The sequence below is a fragment of the Streptomyces qinglanensis genome, assembly GCF_900111245.1.
GTDB lineage: Bacteria > Actinomycetota > Actinomycetes > Streptomycetales > Streptomycetaceae > Streptomyces > Streptomyces qinglanensis.
The window spans coordinates 261,580-274,278 of record NZ_FOGO01000007.1 but is presented as its reverse complement, the minus strand read 5'-3'; the positions used below and the strand labels follow the sequence as shown (position 1 = coordinate 274,278).

Here is a 12,699-nt window from a genome sequence, read left to right as displayed (position 1 = left end):
ACGTCCTACCCGCCGCCTACCCCGTTCCTACCTACCCGCCTACCGCCCCCGAGAGGACCCGCCGATGGCCTACCAGTACCGGTGCGACGACTGCGGCACCACCGCCGAACCGGTGCACTCCCGCGTCGCCCTGCGCGCCGTCCGCGGCCGTCACCGTCAGCTGGCCCACCACGGGCTCAGACCCGACGGCGAGCACATCGAGACCGTAGGCGTCCGCCAGCGGCTGTCGTGGCGCACCGGCTGCGGCTTCGCCGTCCTCGCCTGGATCGCCGTCCTCGACTGGATCATCCGCCACCTCTGACGAAGGAGACACCCGTGGACCAGGAACAGCAGATGAAGGAAGCCGTCGCCGAGGCCATCCGGCTGAGCCTCACCAGGCCGCCGACGATCTTCCCCGACCCTCCAGTCGAAGAGGCGCAGCAGAGGGCATTCGACCTCGGCGCCACCTGGGCCGACTTCCACGCCGAGGAGCCGCGCCAGCGTGAGGCCCTCGGCATGCAGATCAACCCAGCCGACCGGCCCCGCCGCCGCTGACACCGCAGGGCCGGGCCCGGCTGTGGCTGCACGATCCCGGCCCTGCGGCCACCCATCCCACACGAGAGACAGGAGACCCACATCATGCACGCCATCCGCGCGCTGGCCACCCGACTCATCCCGCCCACCTACTGCCCCGGCTGCGGCTGGTGGGTCCGCGCCTGCCCGCACATGAACTGACGAGTACAACCAGACCCGCACAGAGGCCACAAGACCCTCACCTACCCGACACAACGCCAGTACGATCCATCCTTCAACAACCCAGGGGGACCCATGAACCCGCACCAGCAGTACCCCGGCCAGCCGCAGCCCCCGTTCCAGCAGCAGTGGCAGCCCCAGCCGCCGCCCAAGAAGAAGCGCACCGGCCTGATCGTCCTCAGCGTGATCGGCGGCGTCCTCGTCCTCGGCGGCATCGGCTCCGCCATCGGAGGCGGCGACACCGACAAGAAGGACACCGCGTCCGAGCCGAGCGCCAAGCCGAAGCCCGAGAAGGAGAACGCCGAACCCGCGGGCGACGAAGCACCGAAGGCCGAGGAGACCTCCGCCAAGCCCAAGCCGGCCGCCAAGCCCGAGCCCAAGCCGAAGCCGAAGACGGTGACCATCAAGGTGTGGGGCAGCGCCCCCGCCGGCGCCGACATCACCTACGGCACCGACACCGACAGTCGGCAAGGCTCCGGACTGCCCATGACGAAGACACTCCCGTTCAACGACGACGCCCTGTGGTACCACGTCAACGCCCAACTCCAAGGCGGCGGCGACATCAACTGCTCGGTGACCGTCAACGGCGAAACGAAGAAGGCCCACGCCTCCGGCGGCTACAACATCTGCAACGCGCAGCTCTCCAACACCGGGCTCGGCTGGCACTGACCGCCGCCCCCCACCGCGGCCCCGCCAACCCCCCAGTGCGGCGGGGCCGCACTTCTACGTGACCCCAAGGAGGGCACATGCGTATCACGCTCGCAGCATCGGCAGGCAGCGTGGCACTGCTCGCTGCTCTTACCGCGTGTGCGGCACCGGGTGATGAACCCAAGCCGACCCCACATGAGGAGAAGGCATCTCCCGACAAGGAGCAGGCCCAGGACGAGCCGGACCGTCTCGAACTGGGGCAGTCGTGGCCCTGGAAGGACGATGACGGCAACGAAGGCACCGCCTCAGTCCTCAGCTACAAGCAGCCCTACTCAGGCATCGAGCCGCCCGACGAGAGCCTTGGGATGCAAGAGAAGGCCGTATGGGCGCGCGTCGACGTGAAGGTCTGCATTGACAAATCGGAGGGAGAGAACAGCGTCTCGCAAGATCCGTGGTCGCTCGCCTTCGCTGACGGAAGCCAAGCGGAGATCACCGGCCTCAGCGGCGGGGACTTCCCGAAGCCGGAGTATCCCATCATGGACAAGGTCGTCCGAGCTGGGCGCTGCGCCCGGGGAGGGATCATGTTCCCCGTGCCGGCGGACCAACGGCCTGTGCGCGTCGAATACGCACCAGAAGGGTTGGCCTATCCGACCGAATGGCGCATCCCGAAGCGGTAAGTGTGAAGAGGTGGGCACTGTCGTCGTTCGGAGACGGCAGTGCCCGTGGCATGCTGCGCGAACTACGGCCGCCACTCCTGCCTGTACTCCTCGTGATCCGCGTACAGGGCGGCCATGCGGCGCAGCGTGCCGCAGTCCTCACCATCCACCGCGCACACATAGCCTCCGTCCCCATCGGCACGCAGCTCGTGCTCGGCGAGCAGCCACTTCAACAGCTCAACCTCGGCGAAAGCCCGCGTCGGATCGTGCCGCGCGATGTGGGTCAGCTCGTCCTCGTTGAGGCTGCTCTCTCGGTCCAGGTGCTGGGTGCCGAGGTCGACGTAAGCGTCGTCGTCGTCGTCTCGCCGGAGGGCCCAGGTTGGCTTGGCCCACGGGGCGTCGGTCGGGCGCTGGGCGGTCTCGTGGTCTTCGGTGACGCGTAGCCACAAGAAGTCGGTCAGGTCACGGTCCATGCTCATGCCCCTTCGGTAGGTTCGGGACGCTGCGGGAGCCTGGCGTCAGGGACGCCAGTGCAGCGCGTTTCGTACTGCCCTGGGAGACGGGACCAGTGCTCGTAGAGGCGGCCGTCACGCTTCACCGACGACCGCTTCCCGCACACAGGGCATTCGGAGACTGGCCGGACACGAGCGGCCTTGACTGCACTACTCGCTTGCCTTCTGTGCCAAGCGTTCGCGAGGTACCTCGCGACTGCCGGGCTCTTCTCCCCGCACCCAGCGTCGACTTTCTTGAGGGCCAGATTGCAGGCGTTGCATATGAGGCCGCGAACCGCCCATGTTCCCAGCTTGTGATCGTGGTCGATGCACAGATGCGAAGCGGCTTCCTTGCAGATCTTGCACCGTCCCCTGCTGAGGCGCAGGAGGTCGTCGTACTCGCGGCACGTGAGCGAGTAGCCGACGTGATAACAGGACGAGTGCTTCGGCCTGTACCGCCGTTTGGTGGCGTTACCCACCGTCGCCCGGCCGCTGCTCGCCGCAGTCGTCCTCCCCGGCGACGGCGCTGACCTGACCATGACCCGCCTCCTCATCGGCTGCGGGGCCATGGCCAGCGTGCAGGTTGGCGGGGGCTTCGTGGGTGGCCTGTTGTCCCGCGCGCACAGTGACAAGGAGAACTGATCATGCCGAAGTACAAGCTGACGATGGAGATCGACGCGCCCGACGAGTACGGCCCCACCGGGCAGGGCATCCGCGACGCCGTCTACGACGCCTGCGAGGACGTGCCCTTCGCCTTCGAGATCACCGAGATCAAGGAGAGCTGACCATGCTTGCAGTGTCGGAACGCATCAAGGGGCCCGGTGGCGTCACGAAGGAGTTGATCTGGCACAAGCCGGTCGGCCCGGACCCCGACGCCACGTTCCAGCGGATCGCGTGCAGCGACGAAGACAGCATCGTCATGTCGGGCGGGAAGCGCCAGGTGCCGCGGCGTCTCGACAAGCCGGGCGAGCGCTGGTGCCCCGACTGCCTCGCCATCACCCGGAAGAAGGACTGACCATGCCTGCGAAGCGCGATCCCCGGTTCAGGAAGTGGCAGATCGTGACCCATGGCAGCCAGCCCCGCATGCAGGTACTCAAGGTCTCCTGGGACGAGCAGGGGAACCCGATCTACAAGATTCGGCACTACAACTCGCTGGCGTTCTTCACCGGGGAGTGGGTGACCGAGGAGGCCCTTCACCCGGTCTCAGCCTGAATGACGCCTTGGACCTCGTCGGACGGCTGGGGCTTCGCGCGCGCCATCCACCGCCCCGACCCCGGCAACACCTCACGCGGCAACAGACACGGCTCGATCTCCAGCGCAGCACACAACCGCGCCAACGCGGCCTCACACACAGCCTCAGACTCGGCCTGCACCGTGAACGTCGGGTCCATGGGTGGCAGTCTGCCCGCTGCCGGGCGCTGTCCGCGGGGAAACCGGCACACTGAGTCCCACGAACTCAAAGGAGCACCGTCATGTCCACTCGCACAATCGAGCACAAGGCGCCGAAGAAGCAGTTCCTCACCCTCGACGAGCTCGCCGCGTTCGTACAGGACGCCATGCGCTCCGGCGCGGCCGGCACCGAAGTCGTCTCCGCCGCCGTCTCGTTCGGCGGGAAGCTGCAATCACTGGCCATCGACGTCGACACCGCCAAGCAGGACCCGGCAGAGACCGCCAACTGAACGTGCCACGATGCCCTCTCCGCACTGGTTCACTTGGCTGACATGGCTGGGCATCATGGAGCTATGCGCGACGCCGTGATCTTCGATGTGGACGGGACGCTGTGCGACGTGCGCGGCATCCGCCATCTCCTCGACGAGCCTGGCCGCTTCCACGCCTTCCACACGGCGTCCGTCGACTGCCCACCGCATGCGCACGTCGTTGGGGCCGCGCACGAAGCGCGGGCCGCCGGGCTCGGCGTACTCGTGGTCACGGCCCGCTCCGTTCGCTTCCGGCCGCACACCGCCATGTGGCTGGCCCTGCATGGTGTGCCGTCCGACGCGATGTGGATGCGCGCTCACCACGACCAGCGTCCTGACTACGAAGTGAAGCGAAGCATCCTCGCCCGCATCCGTGAGCGCTGGAGGCCCGTGCACGCTTGGGACGACAACCCGGCTGTCCTCGCGCTATGGGCGGAGGAGGGCATACCGACCACCGTCGTGCCTGGCTGGGGTGAGTGAGTCGCCCATGCCCACTCTCGGGGGGCGTCGCGTCCGCGGATCAGGTCGAGCCCGTGGGCGGCTGCGCGAACCAACGAGCACTGGCCCCTCGAGACGGAGCCTTCGCCCCGCCCCGTGCCGGGCGTTGCGCTGTCACCCGCCGGGCCTTCACCACCCGCCGAAATGACACGCTTGTCATTTCACCTGTGCACACTAGTGCGTGTACCGCCCCCTCTTCCGCCCGCGAGGAGCCCGCCGTGCACACCCACACCACCGACGACGGCTACGACTGGCCCACATGCGGCGCCTGCGCCCGCCCCCTCTGGGAACAAGAACTCGGCCGCATCGCCTGCCGCCCCTGCGAAGACAAGACCCGCACCAGACTCGCCGCCATCCCCGGCCTGTTCACCCACGCCAACACCACCGCCGCACTCATGCGCGGCACCGTCGGCAAACAAGGCAACGTCTCCGGCTCCCGCACACCGCCCATCCCACCCGACGTGCGCGTCCTCAACCTCGTCGCCCCCGGCGGTGCTGCCACACGACTCGCCGCCATCGAAGACGCCTGGCGGCAAGCACTCGGCTGGACGATGGCACCCTGGCGCGGCAACGCGAGGCAGGCCGTGCCCGAGCACGTCAGGTTCCTCGTCAACAACCTGCCGTGGGCCGTGGACGCCTACGAGTCGGTGGGCCAGGACGTCGAGGAGGTCCGCCAACTCCACGCCGAACTGGGCGCCGCCCTCGACCCCACGAAACGAGCCGGCCGCGTCAAAGTCGGCCTGTGCCCCATCGCCTACGACGACGGAACCCAGTGCGGCGCCCAGCTCACAGCCTCAACCGGCAGCCCCCGCATACGGTGCGGCGACTGCGGCAGCGAGTGGCCCGACATGGCCGCGTGGCGCGAACTCCGCCTCGCACAGGAAGCCGCCACACGCGACCACCACATGGAGGCAGCAGCGTGAACGACATCGCCGACTTCCTGCGTGCCCGGTACGCCGAACAGCGGGCGCTCGCTCTAGCCGCCAGCCCCGGACCGTGGCAGCCCAACGCCGAACACGACGAAGTGATCGCCATCGACGGCATCACCGTCGCCGAAGGGTTCGCACTCAGCGGCCGGCAACTGCGGGCTACCGTCGACCACCTCGCCGCTCACGATCCCACCGCCGTTATCGCCGACCTCGACGCCAAGCTCGCACTCGTAGCCGACCTCGACGCCGAACGGCACGCAGTCGTCGAAGACTGCTGGTACACCTGTGCTGCGGCCACCGAAGAACGGGACGGCGGAGAGACCTGCGACGAGAGCCGCCTCGGCGGCCCCTGTGACTGCGGACGCGACGCCCGCATCGACCGTCGCCTCGAAATCCTCGCCCGTCCATTCGCCAGGCACCCCGACCACAAGGGTGAGGAGTGGGCACCGTGAAGGACAACACCCCTCTCGGGGACCGGATGAAGGACTACGAGGCCGTCACCCGCGCGGTGCTTCCACGCCGGACCCACACTCTCCTACGCGTCGACATTCGAGCTGCGCACACCTACCTGCGCGGCGCCCAACGCCCCTTCGACGACCAGTTCATGGCTGCAATGGACGCCGTGGCCGAAGCACTCTGCACCGAGATCACCGGCAGCGTGTTCGCCTACACCCAGTCCGACGAGATCAGCGTCCTCTACACCGACTTCGCCACCCCCACCACCCAGCCGTGGTTCGGTGGCATCCTTGCCAAGCAGACCTCCATGGCCGCCGCCCTTGCCACCGCGGTCCTCAACGAACAGCGCCCTGGCAAGCGGGCACTGTTCGACGCCCGCGTGTTCACCATTCCCGACCCGGTCGAAGTGGCGAACTACTTCCTGTGGCGGCAGCGCGACGCCGTCCGCAACTCCATCTCGATGGCGGCGCAGGCCCACTTCTCCCACAAACGCCTGCACGGCGTGAACAGCGGCAGCATGCAGGAACTCCTGTGGTCCGAAGCCGGGATCAACTGGAACGAATACCCCGACGGCTGCAAGCGCGGACGGCTCGTCACCCGGCACAGCCGTGAGCGCACCATCGAGTACGTCGACCGACGCACCGGCCAGCCGTCCGCCACCACCGCGGTCCGCTCCTGGTGGCGAGCGACAGCCGCCCCGCACTTCACGACAGCGCCCGACGGCTGGCTCGCCCAGACCATCCCCGCCATGCCCACGCTCACCCCGGCGCAGACCGAAAAGGCAGCGGCATGAACGACGACCAGGACGGGCCCGTGCCCCCGGTCGCCACCGGACTACCCCTCGCAGTTGGAAGCGACGGGCAGCCCTACCTCGGCTGCGACACCGTCATCGCCCTCCTACGGGCCATCGCGTCGAGCAGCCGCAACCTCGCCGACGCCCCTGACTGCGACCTCGACACTCTCGCAGCAATCCTCGACCTCGAAGCCGACGCTCTCGAAGTCCGCGCCATCGCCCACACCACCAGCCCCAGGGCGGCAGCATGACCCGGTACACCGTCACCCTGACACAGCGGCCACTGACCTGGCTCGAACGACTCTGGTACCGGCGGCTGCGCATGACCCCGCTCCTGTCCACCAGCGCGCCAACCAGGGGCCAGTGGATACGGCACCTGCCCCAGTCCTGGACCTGGATCCACCGACGGCACGCCCACAAACGCGGGCTGTACTGGCTGCCGTGCATCCTCTGCGGACGCCACTCCGGCGGCCACCAGTGGGGCGACAGCATCCCCGACCCCACCCACACCGGACCCGTCCAGATGGCCATCGGCATCTGCCCCGCATGCAGCCGAGCCGGCCGAGGCTGGCGCGTCCCGCACCCACTCGAAGCCGTCCTCGATCAGCTCGCCGACGAACACGAGCACGGCCACGACGACTGGCACACCGACTGCGTCCGCTGCCTCGCCCACGACACCGCCATCCGCGACGCCTTCTCCCGCTACAAGGAGACCTAGGATGCCCAGCTCGCTAGCTGAACTCGCCGAACAGTACGAGCGCGAGTCTCACAGCCCGTGGATCAGCGCCCGGCGAAGCAGGCAGCTCCGCCACACGGCCGCTCTGATGCGGCGCATGGTCTGCAACCGGGAAGCCGCCGACCCAACCCGACTCACCATCACATGGTCCATGCTCGTTGACATCCCAGCGCGCTGGTGCCGCCAACACGGCTACCGCACCGTCACCGGGCACGGCGGCTACGTCATCCAACGCGGCAGCGAACAACCAGTCGTCACCAAACCAGGCGACACGCTCATATGGGACGGCAACGAGATCACCGTCCGGAACGAAAAGAACGCTGCTCGCCTCCTTTGACGTGCCAAGCCCTTGACAGGCGCGTAGGTGAATGGTTGACAAACCCCTGAGACCGAAGCGACTATTTGCTTAGATCGACTGACTTCCGCGCTAAGGCCGCCCCGCACAGGGCGGCCTTTCGTCGTACCCGGGAGGTGAACATGCCCTCCGGAGTCGCGCTCGCTACCGCATCCGACGTCGCCTACTGGACCGGCCGCCCTGTCGGCACCATCTGGCGATGGGCATCCGAAGGCCGCATCACCGTATACGGACAAGGCAAAGGCGCCCGATACGACCTGATGGAGATCAGCCCCGCACAACGCGACGACGACAACAACGTCATCGCCCCTACCCCTGCACCACCCGTGGTTCGACGAGTTCGCGTCGACGCGGCCTGAGACGCCTGCCGTGCGGGGCAGGCGCGGGCGAGCGCCCCAGCCATGGGCTGGCTGCTGCGGCGCCCCCGCACGGCCCGCCCGAGTCGCTTCGTCACGACCGGGCGGGCCCCATACCCCACACACCCCGACGCGCACCGTGCCGGCCTCGAAGCGGCACGGTGCGGCGCCGCGGTCCGCCTGACTGAGGGCCAGGCGGACCACACCCCAACGTGCCCCGCGGCACGCATAGACCGGGTGCTCCAGCCCCCTGCTGTTGAGCCCCATGGTGGCCGCCCCGCCGAGGGCACGGGGCGGCCACCAACATCCCCGTAGTCGCCCGCCGCTGATCCCGGCGGGAAGGAAGCCCCGGACCATCCAGGGGCCGGGGCTTCCGCCACACCCTGGAGTGGAACATGGAAGAGTTCACCGCGAACACGGTCCAGAAGATCGGCAGTGGAGACCGCCGGGATTTGGTGCACATTCGAGCCTGGACCCCCGGGGATGGCATTAGCTGCGCTTGGGCGTGTAAGCCGAAGAGCACGCCCTGCGGCCCTCCGGTCGCAGTCACGCTGACCGAGGTTCGCGAGTGCTGCTGGCGCGACCGCTGCAACGACCGCTGCCGACCCAAGATCAGGGCGAAGCGCCGCGTCGTCTGCCGCAACCACATCCCGGGTCTCTACGACTCATGGCAGATCAACCTCGAAGCTCGTAAAGCCGCCACCGAACGGCTGGTCGTCCAGCACTGGGACGAATACCAGCGGTACGTCGAAGACGAAACGGCAGCCAGGCGCCAGGAAGCCTTCGAGTTCGCCGATCCGGAGATCCGCCGCATCGTCCTTGAAGCGTGCGACGCAGACGACAACCCGGGTGCCGACAACTGACCTAAGACCCCTGCTGCCCGCCGTCGGGAGGGTGCGGGCAGCAGGCTCCCTCCCAACACAAGGAGCCCGCGCCATGAATGTTCCCGGCCCGCCCGACAACGAGCCGATGGCTGCCGACAGTCTTTGCGAGCACGCGTGGCAGTACAACAAGCCCGCCCACGCCACCGCCTCAGTCCGCATCTGCTCCCTCTGCCACACCATCGACGGCGAAGACCTCATGCGCACCCTCAACGAATACGCGCTAGAGCAGATGGCCAAGCTGCAACAGAAGCCCACCACGCTCACCTACGCCTGGACCGACGGGCACACCCTCAGCGTCGTCGACCAGCCCGGCGGCATCCCCGACAACCGCCGCGAACGCTCCATCCTCCGAGGACTCCTCACCCACACCCTCACCACCCTCGACGAACACGAACACCCCCTTCGGCTCGTCAACCTCCCCGCCGACCCTCACTGACACAGGAGCCCGCGCCATGGCCCACACCGCCACTGAAAGCCCGCTGGTCACCCACGCCCGCCGCGAACTCGCCCTCATCGGCGAAGACGAATGGCTCACGAACGGCCTCTGCAAGGTCATCGAAGCCTTCGCCGCCATGGGCCACAGCGGCTTCTCCGCCGAGCACTCCGCGCTGGTCCTGGAAAAGCTGCTCCGCTTCCAGCCGCTCAGCCCGCTCACCGACGACCCCGCCGAATGGATCGACCGGGCGCAGGAGATGGGCGGCGTGCCGTTCTGGCAGAACGTCCGCGACTCGCGCAGCATGTCGACCGACGGCGGTAAGACGTACACGCTCGTCGATGAGGAGCCCGAGACCATCCACACCAGCCAGCACAAGGCGGTGACCGGCTGATGGCCCGCTACACGATCAACTACCTCACCGGCGACACCGAAACCGTCGAAGCCGACGGAGTGAAGTACGACGACGAAGCCCGCGACTACACCTTCTACACCGGCAGCGAGGCCGTCGCCTTCGCCCCCGTCGACAACGTCCGCAGCATCCACCGCCACAACGAGCCGGTGACCGGCTGATGGCCGGCGTGCCCAGCTACCGCGAACTCGCCGAGCGCACCCTCGACCAGACCGCGCAGGAACTCAACGCCATGCCGCAAGGCAACGTCTCCGCCCACGAAATCCAAGCCCGCGCCGCGAAAGCCCAGGTCTACGCCCTGGTCGCCGCCACGCAGGCCCTCCTAGAGATCGGCGACACCCTCCGCGGGGCACTCAAGCGAGGCGACGGCTGATGGCCCGTCTCCAGATCCTCGAACTGCCCGAGGTTGAGCACGCGGACGGCACCTACGAGACGCCGTTCGCGCTCGTGGTAGACGACCTGCCCCTTGATTGCGTCGCGATGAAGGGCGAACTGGACCCGAGGAACGACCAGTGGCAAAGCCTCGCTGAACGAGTCGGTGCCCGCGCTGTCCTCGTCTTCGAGGAAACGGTCGAGATCCCCGCCAACGACGTGACCGACTACCTGGTCGACGATCAGTTCAGGCGGGATATGACCGCGTGGACCGACGTAGTGACCGACACCCTGGCGAAGATCCAGAGCGCTGTCGAGATACCCAAGATTCCCGCACCCATTCAACGTGCGGTCGGTGAACCAGGAGGCCCCTGATGCCGACGAGTGACGCCGAGGGCAAGGACTGGTCCCTCGCGAGGTTCGAGCAGCACCTGCCCGACACCGTGTGCGACGTCGGCCCCGGCGAAGGCACCTACGCGAAGCTGTTCCGGCCCGTGCACAAGGGCGTGTGGTGGACCGCAGTCGAGATCCACAAGCCCTACGTGGCCAAGTACAAGCTCAAGTCGACGAAGACGCGCACCATGTACGACGAGATCCACACCGAAGACGTGCGCGACTCGGCGGGCCACCTGTTCCATCGGGACCTCGTCATCCTCGGCGACGTCCTCGAACACATGCCCCGCGAAGACGCCGTCGCACTGCTGGAGCGCATCGAGGCCGCCGGCGCCTGGCACATCCTCGCCTCGGTGCCCATCGTCGACTCCCAGCAAGGCACAGTCGACGGCAACCCGCACGAAGCCCACGTCCACCAGTGGGACCCCGACGACATGGACACCGTCCTCGCCCAGCTCGGCGGCGGCGTCGAGTCGATGCGTGGCGACACGCTCGGCGTCTGGTGGTGGTCACGCCGTGGCTGAGACGTGGCCAAGCCTGCTTGGCGCGCTGGCGTTGCCAGGCGTCGGCTTGGCCGGGACCTGGGCGTGGACGTGCCTCCTCGGCCAGCTCAAAGACGTGCGAGACGCCAACATCAGGAGCCGCCGTGGCTGAGCAGCACATCGGGCAGATGCTCGACGCGATCGGCCTCGTCGCCGACCTCGACGAAGGCGACATGGCCATGGACGCCATCGTCATCCTCAAAGTCATCAAAGCCGACGGCAGCGTCCACCTGGTGAAGGGCCGCTCCGACGCAGTCGACTGGATCACCGCACTCGGCATGGTCACCGCCGCACAAGCCGTCGAAAACAGCGGCTACTCACTCGCCGACGAGGACGACGAGCCGTGAGCGGCGCGACGGCATTCGGAATCCTTCTCGCGCATCTCACCGGGGACTACCTCATCCAATCCGACTGGATGGCGAACGAGAAGACGAAACGCTGGTGGCCCGCCTGGGCACACGCCCTCACCTACGGGCTGCCGTTTCTCCTCGTCACCCAGTCACCCGCCGCGCTCGCCATCATCGTCGTGACGCACGCCGTCATAGACCGCTACCGACTCGCCCGGCACGTGGTGTGGGTGAAGAACCTGATGGCGCCCGCAAGCTACCGGCATCCGTGGTCGGAATGCTCCGGGACCGGTTACCACAATGATCGCCCTCCGTGGATGGCCGTGTGGCTGATGATCATTGCCGACAACACGATGCACCTCATCATCAACGCCTCAGCGGTGATGTGGCTATGAGCGGCGGCTGGCAGGGCTCGGACCGCGTTGACCGCCTGCCGCCGGGCTGGAAGAAGATCCGGGCCGAAGTTCTCGCCAGGGACGTGATCTGCGTCCTCTGCGGCGTGCGGCCCAGCTCCCACTGCGACCACATCAAAGCCAAGACCGACGATCACCAGCCGTCGAAACTGCAGGGCGTGTGCGCCGAATGCCACGGCCGCAAGTCCAGCGCCGAGGGCAACGCCGCACAACGCGCCAACCCGCGGCCCGGCAGACGGCGCCCACCCGAACAACACCCCGGACTCAGGTGAAGACGATGCTCACCGCCATGATCCGGGTGGCCCACGGCGAAGACCCCACAGCCGCCGCCACCCAAGCGCTCCTCCACCAGGCCCACCTCAAACGGGTGCACCTCGCACGACCCCTCACCCCGACGATCACGCCGATGTCAGGAAGCGTCCAGCAACTCGCTGAGATCCTCGGCATTGCCCCGGACGCGCACCTCGACTTCTACCGCGCCGAGAGCGACACCATCGCCTGCCCAGCAACCTGACGCCGAGAGGCCCGCGCCATGGCCATTCTGTCCGTAGCCATC

Annotated in this window: 31 protein-coding genes; 28 read left to right on the top strand and 3 right to left on the bottom strand. The window is 67.8% G+C overall.

The genetic code is table 11. The features are described from left to right. Positions 1 to 64 precede the first annotated feature (64 nt). The 4 genes from BMX65_RS17230 (at position 65) to BMX65_RS17215 (ending at position 2,057) form a co-directional block, all read left to right on the top strand. Entirely contained in the window at positions 65 to 301 is a 237-nt protein-coding gene (locus BMX65_RS17230) for a hypothetical protein (protein ID WP_075001185.1), read from the top strand. Positions 302 to 315: 14 nt separating this feature from the next. Further along, positions 316 to 534 (top strand): hypothetical protein, encoded by a 219-nt coding sequence (locus tag BMX65_RS17225; protein ID WP_075001184.1) that lies wholly within the window; start codon positions 316 to 318, stop codon positions 532 to 534. A gap of 273 nt (positions 535 to 807) precedes the next feature. After that, positions 808 to 1,401 (top strand): MmpS family transport accessory protein, encoded by a 594-nt coding sequence (locus BMX65_RS32130; protein ID WP_107437506.1) that lies wholly within the window; start codon positions 808 to 810, stop codon positions 1,399 to 1,401. A 77-nt stretch (positions 1,402 to 1,478) separates the two neighbouring features. Continuing rightward, on the top strand, positions 1,479 to 2,057 hold the full coding sequence (locus tag BMX65_RS17215; RefSeq protein WP_107437505.1) for a DUF4352 domain-containing protein: 579 nt from the start codon (positions 1,479 to 1,481) through the stop codon (positions 2,055 to 2,057). A gap of 62 nt (positions 2,058 to 2,119) precedes the next feature. Here the strand turns inward: BMX65_RS17215 and BMX65_RS17210 are convergent, their stop codons facing one another. Together BMX65_RS17210 and BMX65_RS34305 are read right to left on the bottom strand one after the other, a co-directional pair. After that, positions 2,120 to 2,515: a DUF6221 family protein gene (locus BMX65_RS17210; protein WP_075001183.1), complete on the bottom strand. Its 396-nt coding sequence runs from the start codon at positions 2,513 to 2,515 to the stop codon at positions 2,120 to 2,122. Beyond that, positions 2,512 to 3,066: an endonuclease domain-containing protein gene (locus BMX65_RS34305; protein ID WP_075001182.1), complete on the bottom strand. Its 555-nt coding sequence runs from the start codon at positions 3,064 to 3,066 to the stop codon at positions 2,512 to 2,514. The genes BMX65_RS17210 and BMX65_RS34305 overlap by 4 nt, the downstream gene beginning before the upstream one ends. Between BMX65_RS34305 and BMX65_RS32925 the strand changes: the two genes are divergently transcribed. The 4 genes from BMX65_RS32925 to BMX65_RS17195 are packed head-to-tail and all read left to right on the top strand — an operon-like array spanning position 2,993 to position 3,739. Then, a complete protein-coding gene (locus BMX65_RS32925) occupies positions 2,993 to 3,169 on the top strand; it encodes a hypothetical protein (protein WP_162637682.1) in 177 nt (58 codons plus the stop codon). The genes BMX65_RS34305 and BMX65_RS32925 overlap by 74 nt on opposite strands. 2 nt (positions 3,170 to 3,171) lie before the next feature. Next, a complete protein-coding gene (locus tag BMX65_RS32920; RefSeq protein WP_162637683.1) occupies positions 3,172 to 3,312 on the top strand; it encodes a hypothetical protein in 141 nt (46 codons plus the stop codon). A gap of 2 nt (positions 3,313 to 3,314) precedes the next feature. Further along, positions 3,315 to 3,542, top strand: a complete 228-nt coding sequence (locus BMX65_RS17200) for a hypothetical protein (RefSeq protein WP_075001181.1) — start codon at positions 3,315 to 3,317, stop codon at positions 3,540 to 3,542. Positions 3,543 to 3,544: 2 nt separating this feature from the next. Further along, on the top strand, positions 3,545 to 3,739 hold the full coding sequence (locus tag BMX65_RS17195; RefSeq protein ID WP_075001180.1) for a hypothetical protein: 195 nt from the start codon (positions 3,545 to 3,547) through the stop codon (positions 3,737 to 3,739). Here the strand turns inward: BMX65_RS17195 and BMX65_RS17190 are convergent. Further along, positions 3,721 to 3,918: a hypothetical protein gene (locus BMX65_RS17190; RefSeq protein WP_075001179.1), complete on the bottom strand. Its 198-nt coding sequence runs from the start codon at positions 3,916 to 3,918 to the stop codon at positions 3,721 to 3,723. The genes BMX65_RS17195 and BMX65_RS17190 overlap by 19 nt on opposite strands. An 81-nt stretch (positions 3,919 to 3,999) precedes the next feature. Here BMX65_RS17190 and BMX65_RS17185 point away from each other — a divergent pair, with 81 nt between their 5' ends. The 20 genes from BMX65_RS17185 (at position 4,000) to BMX65_RS17090 (ending at position 12,657) form a co-directional block, all read left to right on the top strand. Continuing rightward, positions 4,000 to 4,206: a hypothetical protein gene (locus BMX65_RS17185; protein WP_075001178.1), complete on the top strand. Its 207-nt coding sequence runs from the start codon at positions 4,000 to 4,002 to the stop codon at positions 4,204 to 4,206. Between the two features lie 63 nt (positions 4,207 to 4,269). Beyond that, entirely contained in the window at positions 4,270 to 4,704 is a 435-nt protein-coding gene (locus tag BMX65_RS17180; RefSeq protein WP_075001177.1) for a phosphatase domain-containing protein, read from the top strand. 236 nt (positions 4,705 to 4,940) lie between these two features. Further along, positions 4,941 to 5,645, top strand: a complete 705-nt coding sequence (locus tag BMX65_RS17175) for a hypothetical protein (RefSeq protein WP_075001176.1) — start codon at positions 4,941 to 4,943, stop codon at positions 5,643 to 5,645. Next, the gene (locus BMX65_RS17170; RefSeq protein ID WP_075001175.1) at positions 5,642 to 6,103 is read left to right on the top strand and encodes a DUF6221 family protein; all 462 of its coding nucleotides are present in this window, start codon (positions 5,642 to 5,644) and stop codon (positions 6,101 to 6,103) included. Before BMX65_RS17175 ends, BMX65_RS17170 begins: the two co-directional genes overlap by 4 nt. Then, entirely contained in the window at positions 6,100 to 6,900 is an 801-nt protein-coding gene (locus tag BMX65_RS17165) for a tRNA(His) guanylyltransferase Thg1 family protein (protein ID WP_075001174.1), read from the top strand. Before BMX65_RS17170 ends, BMX65_RS17165 begins: the two co-directional genes overlap by 4 nt. After that, positions 6,897 to 7,151, top strand: coding sequence for a hypothetical protein (locus tag BMX65_RS17160; RefSeq protein WP_075001173.1), 255 nt, complete (start codon positions 6,897 to 6,899; stop codon positions 7,149 to 7,151). Before BMX65_RS17165 ends, BMX65_RS17160 begins: the two co-directional genes overlap by 4 nt. Further along, positions 7,148 to 7,618: a hypothetical protein gene (locus BMX65_RS17155; RefSeq protein ID WP_075001172.1), complete on the top strand. Its 471-nt coding sequence runs from the start codon at positions 7,148 to 7,150 to the stop codon at positions 7,616 to 7,618. The genes BMX65_RS17160 and BMX65_RS17155 overlap by 4 nt, the downstream gene beginning before the upstream one ends. 1 nt (position 7,619) lies before the next feature. Next, complete coding sequence (locus tag BMX65_RS17150) at positions 7,620 to 7,973, top strand: hypothetical protein (RefSeq protein ID WP_075001171.1); 354 nt, start codon at positions 7,620 to 7,622, stop codon at positions 7,971 to 7,973. Between the two features lie 140 nt (positions 7,974 to 8,113). Continuing rightward, positions 8,114 to 8,350, top strand: a complete 237-nt coding sequence (locus BMX65_RS17145) for a MerR family transcriptional regulator (protein WP_075001170.1) — start codon at positions 8,114 to 8,116, stop codon at positions 8,348 to 8,350. Between the two features lie 392 nt (positions 8,351 to 8,742). After that, positions 8,743 to 9,210, top strand: a complete 468-nt coding sequence (locus tag BMX65_RS17140; RefSeq protein ID WP_075001169.1) for a hypothetical protein — start codon at positions 8,743 to 8,745, stop codon at positions 9,208 to 9,210. 73 nt (positions 9,211 to 9,283) lie between these two features. After that, positions 9,284 to 9,667, top strand: coding sequence for a hypothetical protein (locus tag BMX65_RS17135; protein WP_075001168.1), 384 nt, complete (start codon positions 9,284 to 9,286; stop codon positions 9,665 to 9,667). Between the two features lie 16 nt (positions 9,668 to 9,683). After that, complete coding sequence (locus BMX65_RS17130) at positions 9,684 to 10,058, top strand: hypothetical protein (protein WP_075001167.1); 375 nt, start codon at positions 9,684 to 9,686, stop codon at positions 10,056 to 10,058. After that, positions 10,058 to 10,237 (top strand): hypothetical protein, encoded by a 180-nt coding sequence (locus BMX65_RS17125; RefSeq protein ID WP_075001166.1) that lies wholly within the window; start codon positions 10,058 to 10,060, stop codon positions 10,235 to 10,237. The genes BMX65_RS17130 and BMX65_RS17125 overlap by 1 nt, the downstream gene beginning before the upstream one ends. Next, on the top strand, positions 10,237 to 10,449 hold the full coding sequence (locus BMX65_RS17120; protein ID WP_075001165.1) for a hypothetical protein: 213 nt from the start codon (positions 10,237 to 10,239) through the stop codon (positions 10,447 to 10,449). Before BMX65_RS17125 ends, BMX65_RS17120 begins: the two co-directional genes overlap by 1 nt. Then, complete coding sequence (locus BMX65_RS17115; RefSeq protein ID WP_075001164.1) at positions 10,449 to 10,823, top strand: hypothetical protein; 375 nt, start codon at positions 10,449 to 10,451, stop codon at positions 10,821 to 10,823. Before BMX65_RS17120 ends, BMX65_RS17115 begins: the two co-directional genes overlap by 1 nt. Then, on the top strand, positions 10,823 to 11,365 hold the full coding sequence (locus BMX65_RS17110) for a class I SAM-dependent methyltransferase (protein ID WP_075001163.1): 543 nt from the start codon (positions 10,823 to 10,825) through the stop codon (positions 11,363 to 11,365). The genes BMX65_RS17115 and BMX65_RS17110 overlap by 1 nt, the downstream gene beginning before the upstream one ends. A gap of 122 nt (positions 11,366 to 11,487) precedes the next feature. Further along, complete coding sequence (locus BMX65_RS17105; RefSeq protein WP_075001162.1) at positions 11,488 to 11,730, top strand: hypothetical protein; 243 nt, start codon at positions 11,488 to 11,490, stop codon at positions 11,728 to 11,730. Then, the gene (locus BMX65_RS17100) at positions 11,727 to 12,125 is read left to right on the top strand and encodes a DUF3307 domain-containing protein (RefSeq protein WP_075001161.1); all 399 of its coding nucleotides are present in this window, start codon (positions 11,727 to 11,729) and stop codon (positions 12,123 to 12,125) included. The genes BMX65_RS17105 and BMX65_RS17100 overlap by 4 nt, the downstream gene beginning before the upstream one ends. Further along, complete coding sequence (locus BMX65_RS17095) at positions 12,122 to 12,415, top strand: HNH endonuclease (RefSeq protein WP_075001160.1); 294 nt, start codon at positions 12,122 to 12,124, stop codon at positions 12,413 to 12,415. The genes BMX65_RS17100 and BMX65_RS17095 overlap by 4 nt, the downstream gene beginning before the upstream one ends. Next, a complete protein-coding gene (locus tag BMX65_RS17090; protein ID WP_075001159.1) occupies positions 12,412 to 12,657 on the top strand; it encodes a hypothetical protein in 246 nt (81 codons plus the stop codon). The genes BMX65_RS17095 and BMX65_RS17090 overlap by 4 nt, the downstream gene beginning before the upstream one ends. Positions 12,658 to 12,699 lie beyond the last annotated feature (42 nt).